This is a genomic window from Achromobacter pulmonis, assembly GCF_902859765.1.
Taxonomy (GTDB): Bacteria; Pseudomonadota; Gammaproteobacteria; order Burkholderiales; family Burkholderiaceae_B; genus Achromobacter; species Achromobacter pulmonis.
Window position 1 is genome coordinate 22,391 of record NZ_CADIJV010000028.1, and the last position, 16,642, is coordinate 39,032.

Below are 16,642 nucleotides of genomic sequence, written 5' to 3' on the forward strand. Positions count from 1 at the left end.
GCCGGGCCTTTCCGTTCATGCGGCCGAGGACGCGGTTTCGGGATATCGTAAGGGTCCGCGTCGCCATCGCCATCCCTCATGAACCCAACGCCGCACCGTCCGCCGCGCCTGCCCCGCGCCACGCTCTTCGACTGGATGAGGGGCCCACGCCGCGGCCCGGCATATACCCGCCGCCTTCTCCGCGCCCTGCTGGCCGCGCTGCTGCTGGCGGGCCATGCCAGCGCCCGCGCGCAGGCTGACCTCCCGCTGGAATTCGACCACGCCTACCAGACCGAGATGGCAGCGGAAAGGGCCGCCTTGCGCGCCCGCATCCAGCAATGGCCGGCGCCGCTGCGCGATGCCAACCAGCAGATCGCCGCGGCGCTGCGCGCCAACGACGTGGCCCAGGCGCTGCGCCTCGCCGAAAACCTGTCCCAGCGCGACCCCGGCAATGCCGACGTCAGGAATTTCCTGGCCCGGCTGCAATCCGCCAACGGCCAGCAGGCGGCAGCGGTCAAGCTGCTGGATGAAGCGATCCGGCTGGATCCGGACAATCGCTGGTTCTATGTGAACAAAGCCGGCGCCCAGGCCGAATTGCGCGATCTGTCCGGCGCGTTGGCCACGGCGCGCACCCTGACCGCGCGCTATCCGCAATGGAGCATCGGCCTGAACCTGGAAGCCGCGCTGCTGGATGGCCTGGGCCGCGTTCCGCAAGCCTTGCAGGCGTACCAACGCGCCGTGGCGGCGACACCCTCCAGCGCCCAGATATTGACCAACCAGGGCTTGCTGTTGCAGCGGCTTGGCCGCGAGGCCGAGGCCCGCGCCAGCTACGAGGCGGCGCTACGAGTACAGCCCGGCTATTCCCGCGCGGCCGCCGCCCTGGCATCGTTGCCACGATAATGCCGCTGCACGCCCAACCTCGAATGCCGCCTTGGCCAACCCCCTCGACCGTCATTGAAGCCCGCCCCATGCCGCGCCAGCCCACCACGGCATCGCCCGCTCAAGACGCGCAAGCCGCATCCGGCGCGTGCGGGCCGCGCCGCGCGCTCACGCTGGCCCTGGCGGCGCTGGTCTGCGCGCCGCTGCGTCTGGCGTCGGCGACGGGCAACGCGGCCGCCGACGACCGCGACGCCATCATCCGCCGGGTATTCCAGGCGGACCTGGCACGCCTGCGCTTCGGCGCGGACCACGCCAGGCTGATGCGCGGCCTTGGCGTGATCTGGATTCCCATGGAGTCCGGCGCGCCCGGCATCGAATTCGAGCATCCGCTGGGGAGCGGCGATAGCGTCGGCGCGGCGATGACGCTGCTGGGCACCGCCGACAGACGCCTGGCGACACGGCGCCTGGCCGAGGTGTGCCGCTTGCTGCCGGGCTATGTGCGCGCGGTCGGCGACTTGGCGCCCGGGCGCTATGCGTTGCCGGCCCCGCGGCGCGCGGCCTTCGATTTCCCCGACAGCGGCGTCGACGCCCAGGGCCATTTCCAGTTGCGCCGCGAGCACCTGATTCTGTTGCGCGCGGCGAACTGGCGCGAGGCCGGCAAGCGTGAACTGGAGTCAGTGTTGCGCGAAGGCGAAGCCTACTGGCCCATGCCGTTCATCGACGGCAAGCGTCCTTATGGCGACAGTAGCTATTACCAGATCGACATGGCGCGGCTGCTGGGCCGGCCCTATCCCTTGGATGCCAAGGGCTACGCGGTCACAGATCCCGCCCGGGACGCGCGCCTGGAACGCCTGCATTGGCAGACGGCCGCCGCGTTGCAAGTCGTGCTGGCGCACGCCCGCGCCTGACCGGGGCGCCAGCGCCGCGGACTCGCAGCCGCTCGCTAGGGCCGCGCAAGGAACTGGCGGATATCGTCGGCCACCGGCACCGCCGCCAGGACCAGCAGACACAGCGCCAGCGGCAGCGTCGAGCCGAAACCGTAGTGATAGAAGGAATAGGCCCCCACCACCCCGCCTGTGAAGAACAGCGACACCATCGTGCTCAGCACGACCAGCTTGCCACGGTCGGCGCGCACCGGCGCCGTGCCGGTCTTGTCATCGTGAGCCAGGTTCCAGTAGAACAACTTGCCCAGCTCGATGCCGATATCGGTGACCATGCCGGTCACGTGGGTCGTGCGGATCTCGGACTTGGAAACCTTGGTGATCATCGCGTTCTGCAGGCCCATGATGTAGCACAGCAACATCACGGTGGCGGGCACGTAGAACCAGCGCAGGTTCCCCAGGTTCGCGCCCAGCAGCCCGAAAGCCAGCAGCAACAGGGCCTCCAGCACCAGCGGCAGGGCGAACTCGCTGGCCAGGTGCGAGCGCCGTCCGAAATTGATCAGGGAGGCCGAGGTCGCCGCGCCCGCCAGGAACGACAGCAACGCGGCCAGCCCCTGCGCCACCACGGCCACACTGCCCAGCACCATGTGGTCGGCCATCATGGAGACAATGCCCGACATGTGCGAGGTGTACTGCTGCACAGCCAGGAAACCGCCGGCGTTGACGGCGCCGGCGACGAAAGTCAGGAAGTAGGCCAGCCGCCGGTTGGCCTGCGGCGTGCGGCTGACCGCGGTGAGCTGGCGCAGGAAAGGAATGGCCATGGCGGCGCTAGGACTTGGCGCAGCGGATGCCGGATGGCGCGCTGGCGTTGCCGCGGCCGGCCGGGGTTGCGCCGCGCATGTCGCCGTGAAGGGCCGCGGCGGCGTCGGGCGGGGTCGGGACGTAATCGAAGCAAGACGCGGGCGTGGCCGCCTGGGCCGCGTGCGCCAAGGCAACCAGCATGAGTGCCGCCAGCGCGGCGGCGCGGCGCGCAATGCGCGGCATACGGAAGCTCCCGGAAAAAGGACGCGGCTGCTCGGCCGCGCCCGGTTCCAGGATTCTACCCGTCCGGCGGCGCGCCGGCGTTGGCAACAGCCGCCGCCGGCGCTTTCCCAGCCCGAATCCGGGTTACGCCGCGTCGGACTCACGCAACTGCTGGCGGCGGAACTCGCCCTGGCGCGTGTGCATCCACCCCGGATACTCCGGCGGCAAGGCGCTGATCTTGTCCAGCGCCGCCAGTTCTTCCGCGTCCAGGCGAATGGCGGTGGCGGCGAGATTGTCGTCCAACTGGTCGACGCGCTTGGCGCCGATGATGACGCTGGTGACCGCCCGCTGGTGCAGCAGCCAGGCCAACGCCACCTGCGCCACCGACACGCCGCGCGCCTGGGCCACCTGGCGCAGGACGTCGATGCTGTCGAAGGCGCGTTCGCGGTCGACCGGCGGAAAGTCGAACTGCGCGCGGCGATCGCCGGCCGCGGCCTGGCCGTCACGGCTGTATTTGCCGCTGAGCAGGCCACCGGCCAGCGGGCTCCACACCATCAGACCGACGCCTTCGCTTTGCAGCAGGGGCACGATTTCGCGCTCCAGGTCGCGGCCGGCAATGGTGTAGTAGGCCTGCAGTGACTCGAAGCGGGCCAGGCCGAGACGCTCGGCGATGCCCAGCGCTTTCATAATCTGCCAGGCTGCCCAGTTGGACACGCCGACGTAGCGCACATGGCCGTGCTGCACCAGATTGTCGAGCGCGCGCACCGTTTCCTCGATGGGCGTGGCCGGATCGAAGCCATGAATCTGGTAGAGGTCGATATGGTCCAGTTGCAGGCGCGCCAGGCTCTTCTTGACGCCGTCCATGATGTGAAAGCGCGAGTTGCCACGGGCATTGACGCCGGCGCCGGTCTGGCCGAACACCTTGGTGGCGATGACCACATCGTCGCGCGCCACCTTCAGATCGCGCAACGCCTGTCCGGTAATGATCTCGGAACGCCCTTCCGAATACACGTCGGCGGTGTCGATGAAGTTGACGCCTGCCTCCAGCGCGCGGCCCACCAGCCGGTTGGCGTCTTCCTGCTGCAGGGCGCCAATCTTGCTCCACAATTCGCCTTCGCCGCCGAAGGTCATCGTGCCCAGGCACAGTTCCGAGACGAACAGGCCAGTATTGCCGAATTTCTTGTACCGCATGGTTGCACTCCTTCCAGGGCGCGGTGCACTGCCGGCCCGGGATGGGACGGCGTCGGCGCACGGCTGGGATGGGCACAGTATGCGGCGCCGCGACGGCGGCCGGCGATGCTGGATCCTGCCCTTTTTTTGCCTGATTCTCCGCCCTGCGCGGATCCTCCCCCTGGGCACGCCCGATCCTCCACATCTTTTGCCTATTCCTCCGCATCCGGTTTCGCCAACAAACGCGCATTCCTGGTTGGGTCTACACTCGATAGCGCCTGATCCTCTGGCGTGCCGCTCGCCCCCACGCGCGCGGCCGCCTTGCCCGGAGCCTGTCCATGCCTCCCTCCCCCGCCGATACCCCCACGCCTCCGAACGCCGTTTTCGAGCCCGCCCGGCACGAACTGCTCTGCCTGCTCGAACGCATGACCGGCACGCTCGAGGGCTCGCTCGACACCCCCATCGAAGGCCTGTACCTGCACCGCATCTCGCAGCCGACCGGCCCCAAGCCGGCCTTGCAGAAGGCGGCGCTGGCGGTCATCGCGCAGGGATCCAAGCGGGTGCTGATCGGCGACGAAGCCTATGAGTACGACCCGTTCCACTACCTCATCTCGTCGGTCGACCTGCCGGTGGTGGCCAAGGTCTCGGTGGCCAGCCCGACGCTGCCCTACCTGGGTCTGCGGCTGGACCTGAACCCCGAGGAAATCACCGCCCTGATCAGCGACGAGAACCTGCCGCCGCTGTTGCCGGCGGAGGCCGCCCGCGCCATGTGCGTCAATCCGCTGGGCGGCGCGCTGCTGGATGTGGTGCTGCGCCTGCTGCGGCTGTTGGACACGCCGCGCGATATTCCCATCCTGGCCCCCATGGTCAAGCGCGAATTGCTGTACCGCCTGCTGATGAACGGCCAGGGCGTGGTGCTGCGCCAGACCGTGCTGCAGGACAGCCAACTCAACCGCGTGGCCAAGGCCATCCGCATCCTGCGCGACAACTATGCCCAGCCGCTGCGGGTCGAGGAAATCGCCCGCGACGTGCACATGAGCGTGTCGTCGCTGCACCATCACTTCAAACAGGCCACCGCCATGAGCCCGCTGCAGTACCAGAAGCACCTGCGGCTGCAAGAGGCACGCCGCCTGATGCTGACCGACGACGCCGGCGTGGCGCTGGCCGCGCACGCGGTGGGATACGAGAGTTCGTCGCAATTCAGCCGCGAATACAGCCGCCTGTTCGGCGCGCCCCCCTTGCGCGACAAACAGCGCTGGAAGGATGAGGCGCTGGCGGCCTGATCCGGCGGCGGCATCCTGCGTCAACCGGTGAGGGTGCGCCGCTGTCCGGATCGATCTCACGATTTTTTTCACCCGGCTGCATCCAAAAGCGTTTCCCGCGTGTAGTACCTGCAACGACGCGCACCCCGTGCGTCGTTGCAGACAGATCCCCTATCGCAGGAGACCCCTCATGAAGACTCGACGCATCGCCGGCCGCCCGGCCGCCACATTGTTCGCCATTGCAACCCTGGCCGCTGGCGGCCTGCTCGGCCAGTCGCAGGCCATGGCGTATTCGCAAGATGGCCTGCCCGCCAGCGTGCAGGTGCCGGCCGGCCACAAAGTCGCCTGGGAAACCGTCGGCACCGGCGAGATCACCTACGAATGCCGTGCCAAGGCCGACGCCAAGGACCAGGCGGAATGGGTCTTCGCCGGCCCGAAAGCGGTATTGAAAGACCGCCAGGGCAAGCAGGTCGGCAGCTACTACGGCCCGCCCGCCACCTGGGAAGCAACGGATGGCTCCAAACTGACCGGCACCCAGGTCGCCGTTGCGCCAGCCGGAGCGGGCAATCTGCCCTATCAATTGGTCAAGGCCAATCCCGCCATGGGTAAGGGCGCAATGACCGGGGTCGCCTACATCCAGCGCACCGCGCTCAAGGGCGGCGTCGCGCCGCAGGCGCCTTGCACCAACGCCACGCTGGGACAACGCAGCCAGGTCTCCTACCAGGCCGACTACATCTTCTGGAAGGCAAACTGAAGCCGGGCGCGTTTCGCGCGGCGGAACTCCGGTAAGATGCCCTATCCGCCGCCCGGAACGCGCCCGGGCCCAACCTTCCGTGCCCCGCGAGCATGCCGAACAGACCTGCCCCGGATTTCGACTACGAAGCGGCCCTCAGAGAGTGCGCGGCCGGACGCCGGCCCGCACTGGAGGCTCTCTACCACCAGGAGGGCGCCCGCCTGCTGGGCGTGGCCCAACGCATCCTGCGAGATCGCGCGCGCGCCGAAGACATCGTGCACGACACCTTCGTCAATATCTGGAAGCGGGCGGCCTCTTTCGACGGTACCCGAGGCTCGGCGCGAGGCTGGATGTACAGCGTGGCCCGTAACCTGGCGCTGAACGCCGTGCGCGATGAACGCCGCGAAACCGGCGTGGACGATGACACCGCGGCCGCGCTCGATATCCGTGACTCGATGCAGGCGTGGCATGACACCCGCGATGCCTTCGAATGGCGCGAAAGCGCTGGCCGCATCGGCCCCTGCCTGGAGCAATTGGAACCGGTGCGCCGCAACTGCCTGCTGCACGCCTACGTCGAGGGCCTGTCCCACAGCGAAATCGCGCAGCGCCTGGAGGCGCCCCTGGGCACGGTCAAGGCCTGGATCAAGCGCAGCCTGAAGGCGCTCAAGGAATGCCTGGCATGAACGCGCCCCCCGAAACCCCGGAAGACCTGGACGAACTGGCCGGCGAGTACGTGCTGGGCACGTTGCCCAACCACCGCCGGCGTGAGGTCGAAAGCCGCCTGCCCCATGATCCCACGCTGCGCGCCGCCGTGGCGCGCTGGGAAGACCGGCTACTGCCATTGACCGCGCTGGCCTCCCCCATCGAGCCCTCCCCTGGTTTGTGGCCGCGCATCGCCGCCACCCTCGATGCGCCCCGCCAGGCGGCGGCGGCACGCGCGCGCGGCCTGGCTCGAACGCGGCTCTGGGACAACCTGGGATTCTGGCGCGCCGCCGCCGGCGGTCTCGCCGCGGCACTGGCCCTGACGGTCGCCACCCTGGCGTTGCGGCCCGCCCAGGCCCCCGCCACGATGCAGTACATGGTCGTGCTGGTGGCGCCGCAATCCCAAACGCCGGGCTGGGTGGTCCAGGCCCGCGCCGGCCAGCGCGAGGTGCAACTGGTGCCACTGGCCGCGGTCCAGGTGCCCGCGGACCGCGCCCTGGAATTCTGGACCAAGGCCGACGGGTGGGCGGGACCGGTATCCCTGGGGCTGGTCAAGCCCGGCGAACCCGTGCGCATCCCGCTGGATCAATTGCCGCCGCTCGAACCGAACCAATTGTTTGAACTGACTTTGGAGCCCGCCACCGGCTCGCCTATCGGCAAACCCACCGGGCCGATCCAGTTCATCGGCCGCGCGGTGAAGATGATGTAGCCGCCCCGGCCTACTTCTTGCGGAAAGGATAGGCCTGCTGCGCCAGGAAGGTGCCCGGCATGTCGTTGTCGAGAATGCCGTAGTTTTCCGGCAGGCGTTTGCCCGTGCCGCGCACCGCCGTGCCGAGCAGGTAGTCGATGAACGAGAGGTGGGCCGCGTAGTTCCTGTCGATCGCCTCGGTATCGGACGAATGGTGCCAGTGATGGAAGTCGGGCGTCACGATCACGTAGCGCAGCCAGCCCCACGGCAGCTTGACGTTGGAGTGGATCAGCACCGCCTGGAACCCGACGATGATGATGTAGGCGTCCAGCACCGGCTTGGAAAAGCCCAGGGCGAACAACACGCCCAGCACCGCCACCCGCGTGATCAGCAGCTCGACGATGTGCAGGCGTGAACCGGCCAGCCAGTCGAGCGTGCGGGTGCTATGGTGCACCGCGTGGATGCGCCACAGGAACGGCACCTCGTGGTATGCACGATGCGCGGCGTACTGCACCAGGTCGGCCACCAGCACCGCCACGAACAGCTCGGCCAAATATGGCAGCGACTGGATCGCCTGCTGCAGCGGCTCGTAAGCGGCCCATGAGAACAACCGGTGCACGAAGAAGTTGATGCACAGCAGCACCGCGCCCACCGACAAGTGGTTGAACAGGAAGTGCTTCATGTCCACCTGCCATTCGCCGCGGAACACCGGTTGGCCCGGATACAGCGGGAACAGCTTTTCGAAGATGATGAACACGGTGCTGGATGCCAGCAGGTCGAGGATGAACCAGTCCAGGCCCAGGTAGGGATGGTTGCCGGTATTGGAGGTGGTCACCACCACCTGGCTGCCGCCGGCGGCCACCGCAATGCACACCAGCACGAACGCGGCGATGCTGAGCCAGCGCTGGCGGCCGAACACGATATTGGTCAGCGCGATGGTGCCCGAGGCCAGCAGCGCGGTGAACAGCAGCGTGCGCATCGCGTCGACGCTATAGAAGGAACGCAGCTCGGGGGTGGTCAGGTAGGCCGGGAAATGAAACGCCAGCACCCCCAACACGGACAGGATCGCCAGGAACAGCGCGATCACGCCGGTGATCATGCCGGTACCCGGGTGGATGCGGCCGTCCTGCCTGAACAAATCCAGGACCTGACGATAGATGGGGGCACGCTGATTCATTGCATTTTGATGGCAGACCATATAGGCAGGCGAGTGTATCTCCGGCCCCAAAATGCAATGTAAACAAACGTGAAAATATACGACCAAGAAACCTCTCGCGTGACGCCCCCTTGCTTGGCGTCAAATCCGGCCCCCGGCCATTTGTCCGGCGGGTTGACTTTGACGGGCCGTTGCGATGTCATGGAACCGACAGCTCATTTACGGGCCGGTCCGCCGACCCCGCGCAGCCCCCCCCTCAACCGGATCACGCAAGAGGCCGTCATGTTCCCTGAGTACCGCCAACTGATTACCCGCCTGAAAGCCGAGAACGGACATTTCTCGGCACTGTTCCAACGCCACAACGACCTGGACCAGGAAATCAAGAACATGGAGGCGGGCATCGTGCCGGCCTCGGACACCAGTGTCGAAGTCCTGAAAAAGGAAAAACTGCTGCTCAAGGACAAGCTCTACAGCTTGCTGCGCGCGGCCGATTCGCACGCCGGCTGAAACCTTCCACTGCCCACCCAAGGCGCCGCATTCGCGGCGCCTTTTTGTTGGCCGATGGCGCGGCCGGCGCCATCGCGGCGGCGCGGCAGGGACCGCCCAGTACGACGCGCCCTCCCGCTACGTTATCCAGTCCGATAAGACCATCGAAGATGGCCGTTCTCAGGCCCGGCAGCGAGTCTTTGCTTGCTGACAATAATCTGAATGCATAAAATCAAGCGCGCCGGCCATTTGCCGGCCACGCATAGAGGACGGAGCAAGGTGCAAGACAGAGACTTCAAGGCGGGCGAAGCCGTGTCGCCGGTGACCGGTTGGGCCATGATGCCCTTGGTGGAGCACGACTCCCTGCTGCTGCGGCTCGATTTCCTGACCGAGTCGTCATCCGCCGACCCGTCGCGCAGCGGGCGGGGCCGCGTCTATGCCGTCACCTCCGAGCAGTTGCAATTGCTGCTCGACTCGCTGCAGACCCAACTCGACAAGCTGCAGCCCGTGCCCGCCAGCCCGAGCCATTGATTCACGAGGGCGCCCCCCTACGGATTCAGTGCTGCTAAAGATGGATTAGCAGCTTTAGATTTTCTAATTCGCCAGCAACCACTAGCCTGTCGTCCTCGCCACCAGGTACGACATGACCAGCGCCTTCTTTCCCGGTTTTCTTCTCAGCCTGAGCCTGATTCTCGCGATCGGGGCACAGAACGCCTTTGTGCTGCGCCAGGGCTTGCGCCAGGAACACGTCTTTGCGGTGTGCCTGGTCTGCGCCATCTCGGACGCGATCCTGATCGCAGCCGGCGTTGCGGGATTCGGGCTGGCCGCACACACGCTGCCCTGGCTGGAACCGGTCTTGCGCTATGGCGGCGCCCTGTTCCTGCTTTGCTATGCGGTCCGCAGTTGGCGCTCGGCCCTGGGCAACCCCGGCTGCCTGACGCCATCCACACGCGTGGCCGCCGGTCTGGGCGCCACCCTGGCCTCCTGCCTGGCTTTCACCTGGCTCAACCCACACGTATATCTGGACACCGTGGTGCTGCTGGGGTCGATCTCCAGCCAGTACCAAGGCCACAAGACCGCCTTCGCGCTGGGAGCGATGAGCGCCTCGTTCCTGTTCTTCTTCACGCTGGGATTTGGCGCCCGCCTGCTGCGGCCCATATTCGCCAGCCCGACCGCCTGGCGGGTGCTGGATGCCCTGGTCGGAACCGCCATGCTGGCCATTGCGCTCAAACTTGTCTGGCCCTAGCGGCGCCGCGCCGGCCGTCAATCCGCCGCGGGTACCTGCCTGACGGCGGCAGGCACGTTGCGGAACGTGATACCGAGGCGGTTGAAGGCATTCATCAGACCGATCGCGTAGGTCAGGTCGGCCAATTCCTTGTCGTTGAACGCGGTCGCAGCCGCGGCGTAGTCCGCATCCGGCACTCCGGTATCAGCCACCCGCGTGACGCATTCGGCCCAGGCCAGCGCCGCCTGCTCGCGCGCGCTGAACAGCGCACCGGCTTCGCGCCAGACCGGCACCAGCACCAGCTTGTCCACCGCCATGCCCTGCTTGAGCAGATCTCGTGAATGCATATCGATGCAGTAGGCGCAGCCGTTGATCTGCGAGACGCGCAAATAGACCAGATTGAGCAGCACTTCCGGCAGGCCGCATTGGCGCAGATAGGTGTACACGCCGCCATAGGCTTTGTAGCCTTCCGGCGCGGCATGGGTGTAGTCGAGGCGTTGGCGCATGATGCATCCTGATTGTCTGGCTGTCGAAGACATCATGCTGCACGCGGACGGCGCTTTCGGGTAGAGCCAAGAAACAGGTTGCGTGCTGGGCCATCAGGCCGGGACAGCCCCCCAATGACAAAGGCCGTTAGTGAACACTCTCACTAACGGCCTTGCTTTTACTGGTCGGGGCGGCGGGATTCGAACTCGCGACCCTCTGCTCCCAAAGCAGATGCGCTACCAGGCTGCGCTACGCCCCGAGGGACGCCACTATACCAGATACGGACGCCTGCCCCACGACGCCCTGCCCGGCGATCCCCTGATTGACACCTATATAGTTGAAGCATAAATTAATTGCACCCGGCAGCGCCGCATCGAGAGGCGCCGCTGAGCCGGGCCGCGCGCCGTGCTCCCTTCGCCCTGGCGGGCGTCGTCGGCACATCTCATAGACCACACGCATCGGGAGCCACATGGCAAGCGTCCCCTCCTCGTCCGCCTGGGCCACCCCCACGCGCACCACTTATACCGTGCTGTTTGTCTGCTGGCTGGCGATCCTGTTCGAGGGCTACGACGTCGGCGTCATGGGCGCGGTGCTGCCCGCCCTGGCCGACGACAAGAGCTGGAACCTGACGCCGATCGAGCTCGGCATGCTGGGCAGTTACGCGCTGGCAGGCATGTTCGTCGGCTCGTTCGCAGTCGGCACGCTGTCCGACCTGCTGGGCCGGCGGCGCATGCTGCTGGCCTGTGTCACGCTCTTCTCGCTGACCATGATCGGCGCGGCCTGGGCGCCGACGCCGACCTGGTTCGCGACGTTCCGGTTCATTGGCGGCCTGGGCCTGGGCGGCGTGATCCCGGTGGCGGCGGCTCTGACCATCGAGTATTCCCCGCCCGCCAGGCGCGGCTTCAACTACGGCGTGATGTATTCCGGCTACTCGCTCGGCATCCTCTGCTCCGCCGCGGTGGCCATGGCCGTGCTGCAGCACTGGGGCTGGCGCGCGGTGATCCTGGTGGGCGCGGCGCCGCTGCTGCTGGTGCCGGTGGTGGCGCGCCTGCTGCCCGAATCGCTGGAATACCTGCTGGCCAAGGGGGACGAGGCCGGCGCCCGCGCCGTGGCGCAGCGCCTGGGCATCACGTCGCTGGAACCGTTCCGTCCGCGCGAAGTGACGGGTGAAAAGACCTCCTGGCGCGATGTGATGGCCGCGGTGTTCGCGCCGCGCCACCTGCGCGCCACGCTGTGCTTCTGGGGCGCGCTGTTCCTGGGCATGATGCTGGTGTATGGCCTGAACACCTGGCTGCCGCAGATCATGCGAAAGAACGGCTATGACCTGGGCTCGAGCCTCTCGTTCCTGCTGGTCTTCAGCCTGGCGTCGGCCATCGGCGGCCTGGTGCTGGGCCAGTTCGCCGACAAGAGCGAGCCGCGCAAGATCGTCGCGCTGTTCTATCTGGTGGGCGCTATCGGCATCTACTGCCTGACCTACAACAATCCGCTGGCGGTCAATTACCTGTGGGTGGCGCTGGCCGGCATCGGCAGCATTTCGTCGTCGCTGATCCTGACCGGCTACCTGGCCGGCTACTACCCGGCGCATGCGCGCGGCGCCGCCACCGGCTGGGCGCTGTCGTTCGCCCGCATCGGCGCCATGAGCGGCCCCATTGTCGGCGGCTATCTGGCCGGCCTGCAACTGCCGCTGGCGTGGAACTTCATCGCGTTCTCGTGCGCGGCGGTGCTGGCGGCGGTGTTCGTGATCCTGATCCCGGGCCGCTACGCGGGCGGCGCGTCGACACGGCCGGCGGCCGGCGCGCGGACGCTGGAACAGCAGCGTTCCTGACGTTGCCCCCAGCCGGGCGCGCTCCCCCCGCCGGCGATCAGCCGAAACGGCCGGTGATGTAGTCCTCGGTTTCCTTGCGCGACGGCTTCACGAAGATCTGGTCGGTCTGGCCGAATTCCATCAGCTCGCCCAGGTACATGTAGGCCGTGAAATCCGAGCAACGGGCGGCCTGCTGCATGTTGTGGGTCACGATGACGACGGTGTAGTCGTTCTTCAGTTCGGCGATCAGTTCCTCGATCTTGGCGGTCGAGATCGGATCCAGCGCCGAGCACGGCTCGTCCAGCAGCAGCACTTCGGGTTTGATGGCCACGCCGCGCGCGATGCACAGGCGCTGTTGCTGGCCGCCCGACAGGCTGTTGCCGCTCTGGTGCAGCTTGTCCTTCACTTCGTTCCAGAGCGCGGCCTTGCTCAGGGCCCATTCGACCCGCTCGTCCATCTCGCCCTTGGACAGGCGCTCGAACAGGCGCACGCCGAATGCGATGTTGTCATAGATGCTCATGGGGAACGGCGTCGGCTTCTGGAACACCATGCCGACCTTGGCGCGGATCAGCGAGATATCGGTCTTGGCGGTCAGCAGGTTCTCGCCGTCCAGGATGATTTCGCCCTCGGCGCGCTGGCCCGGGTACAGCTCGAACATGCGGTTGAAGGTACGCAGCAGTGTCGACTTGCCGCAGCCCGACGGGCCGATGAAGGCGGTGACCTTCTTCTCCTGGATCGACATGTTCACATTGCGGATCGCATGGAACTTGCCGTAGTAGAAGTTCAGGTTCTTGACCTCGATCTTGTTCTTGACGGCGGTAGCGGTGTTTTCCATTTGGTTTCCCTAGGGCCGGCGCGGCAGGCGCGCCGGCAAAGCGATCTTTACTTGCGGAACATGTTGCGGGCGATGATGTTGATGCCCAGCACCAGCAGCGTAATCAGGGTGGCGCCGGCCCAGGCCAGGTTGTTCCAGTCCTTGAAGGGGCTGGCGGCGTATTGGTAGATCACGACCGGCAGGTTGGCCATCGGGCCGTTCATGTTGGTCGACATGAACTGGTTGGACAGCGCCGTGAACAACAGCGGCGCGGTTTCGCCCGAAATGCGGGCGATGGCCAGCAACACGCCGGTGATGATGCCGGTCTTGGCGGCGCGATAGCACACCAGCGTGATCATGCGCCACTTGGGGCAGCCCAGCGCGGCCGCGGCCTCGCGCAGGCTGTTGGGCACCAGCAGCAGCATGTTGTCGGTGGTGCGCACCACCACCGGAATCACCAGGATGGACAGGGCGATGGCGCCGGCCCAACCCGAGTAATGTCCCACCTGCGCCACATACACGGCATAGATGAACAGGCCGATGATGATGGACGGCGCCGACAGCAGCACGTCGTTCAGGAAACGCGTGGCCGGCGCCAGCCAGCCGCGCTGGCCGTATTCGGCCAGGTAGGTGCCTGCCAGGATGCCGACCGGCGTGCCGATCAGCGTGCCCACGCCCGCCATCATCACGCTGCCGAAGATGGCGTTGATCAGGCCGCCGGCTTGTCCCGGAGGCGGCGTGATCTCAGTGAAGAGCGTGAGCGACAGCGCCGGCGCGCCCTTGAACAGCAGGGTCAGAATGATCCAGAACAACCAGAACAGCCCGAACACCAGCGTGCCCAGCGAGATGGTCAGCATGACGCGATTGACCACGCGGCGGCGGCGATACACGCCATTCTGCATATTGAGTACGGAGACAGCAGCCATGATCTTTTCCTAGTGCGGCGACGCTCAGGTGCGCTTGCCTTCGTTGGCCGACAAGCGGACCAGCAGCATCTTGGCCAGCGCCAGCACGATGGTGGTGATGAGGAACAGGATCAGGCCCAGTTCCAAGAGCGCCGCCTTCTGGATGCCGCCGGCTTCATTGAACTCGTTGGCCAGGGCCGAGGCGATCGAGTTGCCCGGCGAAAACAGCGAGCCGGACCACTTGAAGGCGTTGCCGATCACGAAGGTCACCGCCATGGTCTCGCCCAGGGCGCGCCCCAGGCCCAGCATGATGCCGCCGATGACGCCCGACTTGGTGAACGGCAGCACCACGCGCCACATCACTTCCCAGGTCGTGCTGCCCAGGCCGTAGGCCGATTCCTTCAGCATGGCCGGCACCAGCTCGAACACATCGCGCATGACGGCCGCGATGAACGGGATGATCATGATCGACAGGATCAGGCCGGCGGTGAAAATACCGATGCCGAACGGCGGTCCGGCGAAGATTCCGCCGATGATCGGCACGCTGCCCAGCGTCGCGATCAGGAAAGGCTGCACATACTGCTGGAACACCGGCACGAAGACGAACAGGCCCCACATGCCGTAGATGATCGACGGAATCGCCGCCAGCATCTCGACCGCGGTGCCCAACGGGCGGCGCAGCCAGGTCGGCGACAGTTCGGTCAGGAAGATGGCGATGCCGAACGACACCGGCACCGCGATGATCAGGGCGATGGCCGAGGTCAGCAGCGTGCCGATGATGGGCACCACCGCGCCGTAGCTTTGCTTGACGGGATCCCAATCGTTCAGCCAAAGGAACGACAGGCCGTACTTGGCCAGCGATTCGCGACTGCCATAGATCAGGGATACGAGGATCGCCGCCAACAGGATGAACACCAGGAAGGCGAACAGGCGGGTCAGGTTCTTGAACAGCGCATCCATCAGCGCGTTGTTGTTTTGCTTCATAGGCGAAGGCGTGCCGGTAGTCACGGAGTCCGCCACGCTGGGCGAAAGCGGCACACTATTATCCATTACCGCGCTCATGGATGGACTTTCCTTAGGAAACCTTGGGGGAAACGATGAGTAGGCCCCGGGAGGGGCCCGCCCTGGCACCCACGAAGCGTGCCAGGGCGGCCTGCCGGCGCCGGCGCGAGCGATGACCGCCCGCGCCGGACAACCGCTTTACTTCCAGACCGGCTTGCCGTCGGCGGACTTGACTTCGCCCCAGGCAGCGCGGATTTCCTTGGTCACGGCATCCGGCAGCGGCACGTAGTCCATGGCTTCGGCCGACTTGGCGCCGTTCTTGAAAGCCCAGTCGAAGAAGTCCAGCACGGCCTTGCCCTGCACCGGCTTGTCCTGCTTCTTGTGCAGCAGGATGAAGGTGGCGGCGGTCACGGGCCAGGAATCGGCGCCCGGCTCGTCGGTCAGCACCACGCCCATGCCCGGCGCGCTCTTCCAATCGGCGTTGGCGGCGGCGGCGGCGAAAGCCTTCTGCTCCGGCTGGACGAACTTGCCGGCCTTGTTCTGCAGCTGCGTCCAGGCCAGCTTGTTCTGCTTGGCGTAGGCGTATTCGACGTAGCCGATCGAGTTCTTCAGCTGGCCGACGTAGGCAGCGACGCCTTCGTTACCCTTGCCACCCTGGCCCACGGGCCACTTGACGGCCTTGCCTTCGCCAACCTGCGCCTTCCATTCCGGCGACACCTTGGACAGGTAGTTGGTCCAGCCGAACGTCGTGCCCGAGCCATCCGAACGGTGCACCACGATGATGTCGGCCGACGGCAGCTTCAGGTCGGGATTCATCGCTTTGATGGCGGCGTCGTCCCACTTCTTGATCTTGCCCAGGAAGATGTCGCCCAGGACCTTGCCCGACAACTTCAGCTTGCCCGGCTCGATGCCGTCGATGTTCACCACGGCAACCGTGCCGCCGATGACGGCCGGGAATTGCAGCAGACCGTTCTTTTCCAGGTCGGCCGCCTTCATGGGATCGTCCGAAGCGCCGAAATCGACGGTCTTGGCGATGATCTGTTGCTGGCCGCCGCCCGAACCGATCGACTGGTAGTTCACCGCGTTGTTGGTCGCGGCCTTGTAGTCCGACGCCCACTTGGCGTAGATCGGGTACGGGAACGAGGCGCCGGCGCCGGTCACATCGGCGGCCTGGACGGCGAAAACGGCGGCGCTCAGCGCGACGCCCAGGGAAACTTGCTTGAAGACACGTTTGAACATCTTGGTTCCTTCTGTGCTCGTTAGAGGAGTCTTTGGCAGGCTTTCTACTGCCTGTCTTTCAGCGACCCTCGCATCTTAGAAGCCCAACGTGACAGGATAGTGACAGTCATATACCCCCCCCGGAGCGCTGCGCGCTTCCCCCCCAGGGGGGCGCCGGTGGCGGACCGGCGGAGCCGGATCCGCGCGGCCTGGCTGGGGGAGGGGTTGC

The 16,642-nt window shown here is 66.3% G+C and carries 18 protein-coding genes, 1 tRNA gene and 1 pseudogene; 10 read left to right on the plus strand and 10 right to left on the minus strand.

Annotation, left to right across the window (positions count from 1 at the left end):
- Positions 1–78: 78 nt before the first annotated feature.
- The gene (locus HV701_RS20460) at positions 79–879 is read left to right on the plus strand and encodes a tetratricopeptide repeat protein (protein WP_254595220.1); all 801 of its coding nucleotides are present in this window, start codon (positions 79–81) and stop codon (positions 877–879) included.
- A 68-nt stretch (positions 880–947) separates the two neighbouring features.
- On the plus strand, positions 948–1,766 hold the full coding sequence (locus HV701_RS20465; protein WP_254595221.1) for a hypothetical protein: 819 nt from the start codon (positions 948–950) through the stop codon (positions 1,764–1,766).
- Between the two features lie 56 nt (positions 1,767–1,822).
- Here the strand turns inward: HV701_RS20465 and HV701_RS20470 are convergent.
- The 3 genes and pseudogenes from HV701_RS20470 to HV701_RS20480 form a co-directional block, all read right to left on the minus strand.
- Positions 1,823–2,560, minus strand: a pseudogene (locus HV701_RS20470) (YoaK family protein); the annotation flags it as partial.
- A gap of 7 nt (positions 2,561–2,567) precedes the next feature.
- Positions 2,568–2,783: a hypothetical protein gene (locus tag HV701_RS20475; protein WP_175134844.1), complete on the minus strand. Its 216-nt coding sequence runs from the start codon at positions 2,781–2,783 to the stop codon at positions 2,568–2,570.
- A 123-nt stretch (positions 2,784–2,906) separates the two neighbouring features.
- Positions 2,907–3,953 carry an aldo/keto reductase gene (locus HV701_RS20480; RefSeq protein WP_175134845.1) on the minus strand — a complete coding sequence of 349 codons (1,047 nt, stop codon included), beginning with the start codon at positions 3,951–3,953 and terminating at the stop codon, positions 2,907–2,909.
- 317 nt (positions 3,954–4,270) lie between these two features.
- On the opposite strand from HV701_RS20480, the gene HV701_RS20485 reads away from it, so the two are divergent.
- The 4 genes from HV701_RS20485 to HV701_RS20500 all read left to right on the plus strand — a co-directional run bounded on the left by HV701_RS20485 (position 4,271) and on the right by HV701_RS20500 (position 7,338).
- Positions 4,271–5,215 (plus strand): AraC family transcriptional regulator, encoded by a 945-nt coding sequence (locus HV701_RS20485; protein ID WP_175134846.1) that lies wholly within the window; start codon positions 4,271–4,273, stop codon positions 5,213–5,215.
- A gap of 169 nt (positions 5,216–5,384) precedes the next feature.
- Positions 5,385–5,948: a DUF3455 domain-containing protein gene (locus HV701_RS20490; RefSeq protein WP_150101822.1), complete on the plus strand. Its 564-nt coding sequence runs from the start codon at positions 5,385–5,387 to the stop codon at positions 5,946–5,948.
- Between the two features lie 92 nt (positions 5,949–6,040).
- On the plus strand, positions 6,041–6,610 hold the full coding sequence (locus HV701_RS20495) for a sigma-70 family RNA polymerase sigma factor (protein ID WP_150101821.1): 570 nt from the start codon (positions 6,041–6,043) through the stop codon (positions 6,608–6,610).
- A complete protein-coding gene (locus HV701_RS20500) occupies positions 6,607–7,338 on the plus strand; it encodes an anti-sigma factor (RefSeq protein WP_175134847.1) in 732 nt (243 codons plus the stop codon). Before HV701_RS20495 ends, HV701_RS20500 begins: the two co-directional genes overlap by 4 nt.
- Positions 7,339–7,348: 10 nt before the next feature.
- On the opposite strand, the gene HV701_RS20505 is transcribed toward HV701_RS20500, so the two are convergent.
- Positions 7,349–8,494: a sterol desaturase family protein gene (locus HV701_RS20505; protein ID WP_175134848.1), complete on the minus strand. Its 1,146-nt coding sequence runs from the start codon at positions 8,492–8,494 to the stop codon at positions 7,349–7,351.
- A 261-nt stretch (positions 8,495–8,755) separates the two neighbouring features.
- On the opposite strand from HV701_RS20505, the gene HV701_RS20510 reads away from it, so the two are divergent.
- The 3 genes from HV701_RS20510 to HV701_RS20520 all read left to right on the plus strand — a co-directional run bounded on the left by HV701_RS20510 (position 8,756) and on the right by HV701_RS20520 (position 10,205).
- The gene (locus HV701_RS20510) at positions 8,756–8,980 is read left to right on the plus strand and encodes an HP1242/YdcH family protein (RefSeq protein ID WP_175134849.1); all 225 of its coding nucleotides are present in this window, start codon (positions 8,756–8,758) and stop codon (positions 8,978–8,980) included.
- A 258-nt stretch (positions 8,981–9,238) separates the two neighbouring features.
- Entirely contained in the window at positions 9,239–9,490 is a 252-nt protein-coding gene (locus tag HV701_RS20515; protein WP_175134850.1) for a hypothetical protein, read from the plus strand.
- Between the two features lie 112 nt (positions 9,491–9,602).
- Positions 9,603–10,205: a LysE/ArgO family amino acid transporter gene (locus tag HV701_RS20520; RefSeq protein WP_175134851.1), complete on the plus strand. Its 603-nt coding sequence runs from the start codon at positions 9,603–9,605 to the stop codon at positions 10,203–10,205.
- Between the two features lie 17 nt (positions 10,206–10,222).
- Here the strand turns inward: HV701_RS20520 and HV701_RS20525 are convergent, their stop codons facing one another.
- Both HV701_RS20525 and HV701_RS20530 read right to left on the minus strand, forming a co-directional pair.
- Entirely contained in the window at positions 10,223–10,690 is a 468-nt protein-coding gene (locus tag HV701_RS20525; protein ID WP_175134852.1) for a carboxymuconolactone decarboxylase family protein, read from the minus strand.
- A 162-nt stretch (positions 10,691–10,852) separates the two neighbouring features.
- Positions 10,853–10,929: transfer RNA gene (locus tag HV701_RS20530), tRNA-Pro, on the minus strand.
- 210 nt (positions 10,930–11,139) lie between these two features.
- Here HV701_RS20530 and HV701_RS20535 point away from each other — a divergent pair.
- Positions 11,140–12,495 (plus strand): MFS transporter, encoded by a 1,356-nt coding sequence (locus tag HV701_RS20535; RefSeq protein WP_175134853.1) that lies wholly within the window; start codon positions 11,140–11,142, stop codon positions 12,493–12,495.
- 37 nt (positions 12,496–12,532) lie between these two features.
- Here the strand turns inward: HV701_RS20535 and pstB are convergent, their stop codons facing one another.
- The 4 genes from pstB to pstS form a co-directional block, all read right to left on the minus strand.
- Positions 12,533–13,309 carry a phosphate ABC transporter ATP-binding protein PstB gene (gene pstB / locus HV701_RS20540; protein ID WP_006385463.1) on the minus strand — a complete coding sequence of 259 codons (777 nt, stop codon included), beginning with the start codon at positions 13,307–13,309 and terminating at the stop codon, positions 12,533–12,535.
- A gap of 47 nt (positions 13,310–13,356) precedes the next feature.
- A complete protein-coding gene (gene pstA / locus HV701_RS20545) occupies positions 13,357–14,214 on the minus strand; it encodes a phosphate ABC transporter permease PstA (protein ID WP_175134854.1) in 858 nt (285 codons plus the stop codon).
- 24 nt (positions 14,215–14,238) lie between these two features.
- Positions 14,239–15,255, minus strand: a complete 1,017-nt coding sequence (gene pstC, locus HV701_RS20550; RefSeq protein WP_175134855.1) for a phosphate ABC transporter permease subunit PstC — start codon at positions 15,253–15,255, stop codon at positions 14,239–14,241.
- A 138-nt stretch (positions 15,256–15,393) separates the two neighbouring features.
- Complete coding sequence (pstS, locus tag HV701_RS20555) at positions 15,394–16,434, minus strand: phosphate ABC transporter substrate-binding protein PstS (protein WP_175134856.1); 1,041 nt, start codon at positions 16,432–16,434, stop codon at positions 15,394–15,396.
- Positions 16,435–16,642 lie beyond the last annotated feature (208 nt).

Excerpts from the sequence above, each read along its gene's own strand:
- HV701_RS20490 (WP_150101822.1), top strand. The coding sequence starts at position 5,385 with ATGAAGACTCGACGCATCGCCGGCCGCCCGGCCGCCACATTGTTCGCC.
- HV701_RS20475 (WP_175134844.1), bottom strand. The coding sequence starts at position 2,783 with ATGCCGCGCATTGCGCGCCGCGCCGCCGCGCTGGCGGCACTCATGCTG.
- HV701_RS20510 (WP_175134849.1), top strand. The coding sequence starts at position 8,756 with ATGTTCCCTGAGTACCGCCAACTGATTACCCGCCTGAAAGCCGAGAAC.
- HV701_RS20485 (WP_175134846.1), top strand. The coding sequence starts at position 4,271 with ATGCCTCCCTCCCCCGCCGATACCCCCACGCCTCCGAACGCCGTTTTC.
- HV701_RS20535 (WP_175134853.1), top strand. The coding sequence starts at position 11,140 with ATGGCAAGCGTCCCCTCCTCGTCCGCCTGGGCCACCCCCACGCGCACC.
- HV701_RS20505 (WP_175134848.1), bottom strand. The coding sequence starts at position 8,494 with ATGAATCAGCGTGCCCCCATCTATCGTCAGGTCCTGGATTTGTTCAGG.
- pstS (WP_175134856.1), bottom strand. The coding sequence starts at position 16,434 with ATGTTCAAACGTGTCTTCAAGCAAGTTTCCCTGGGCGTCGCGCTGAGC.
- HV701_RS20520 (WP_175134851.1), top strand. The coding sequence starts at position 9,603 with ATGACCAGCGCCTTCTTTCCCGGTTTTCTTCTCAGCCTGAGCCTGATT.
- pstB (WP_006385463.1), bottom strand. The coding sequence starts at position 13,309 with ATGGAAAACACCGCTACCGCCGTCAAGAACAAGATCGAGGTCAAGAAC.
- HV701_RS20525 (WP_175134852.1), bottom strand. The coding sequence starts at position 10,690 with ATGCGCCAACGCCTCGACTACACCCATGCCGCGCCGGAAGGCTACAAA.
- HV701_RS20500 (WP_175134847.1), top strand. The coding sequence starts at position 6,607 with ATGAACGCGCCCCCCGAAACCCCGGAAGACCTGGACGAACTGGCCGGC.
- HV701_RS20460 (WP_254595220.1), top strand. The coding sequence starts at position 79 with ATGAACCCAACGCCGCACCGTCCGCCGCGCCTGCCCCGCGCCACGCTC.
- HV701_RS20465 (WP_254595221.1), top strand. The coding sequence starts at position 948 with ATGCCGCGCCAGCCCACCACGGCATCGCCCGCTCAAGACGCGCAAGCC.
- HV701_RS20480 (WP_175134845.1), bottom strand. The coding sequence starts at position 3,953 with ATGCGGTACAAGAAATTCGGCAATACTGGCCTGTTCGTCTCGGAACTG.
- HV701_RS20495 (WP_150101821.1), top strand. The coding sequence starts at position 6,041 with ATGCCGAACAGACCTGCCCCGGATTTCGACTACGAAGCGGCCCTCAGA.
- pstC (WP_175134855.1), bottom strand. The coding sequence starts at position 15,255 with ATGAGCGCGGTAATGGATAATAGTGTGCCGCTTTCGCCCAGCGTGGCG.
- pstA (WP_175134854.1), bottom strand. The coding sequence starts at position 14,214 with ATGGCTGCTGTCTCCGTACTCAATATGCAGAATGGCGTGTATCGCCGC.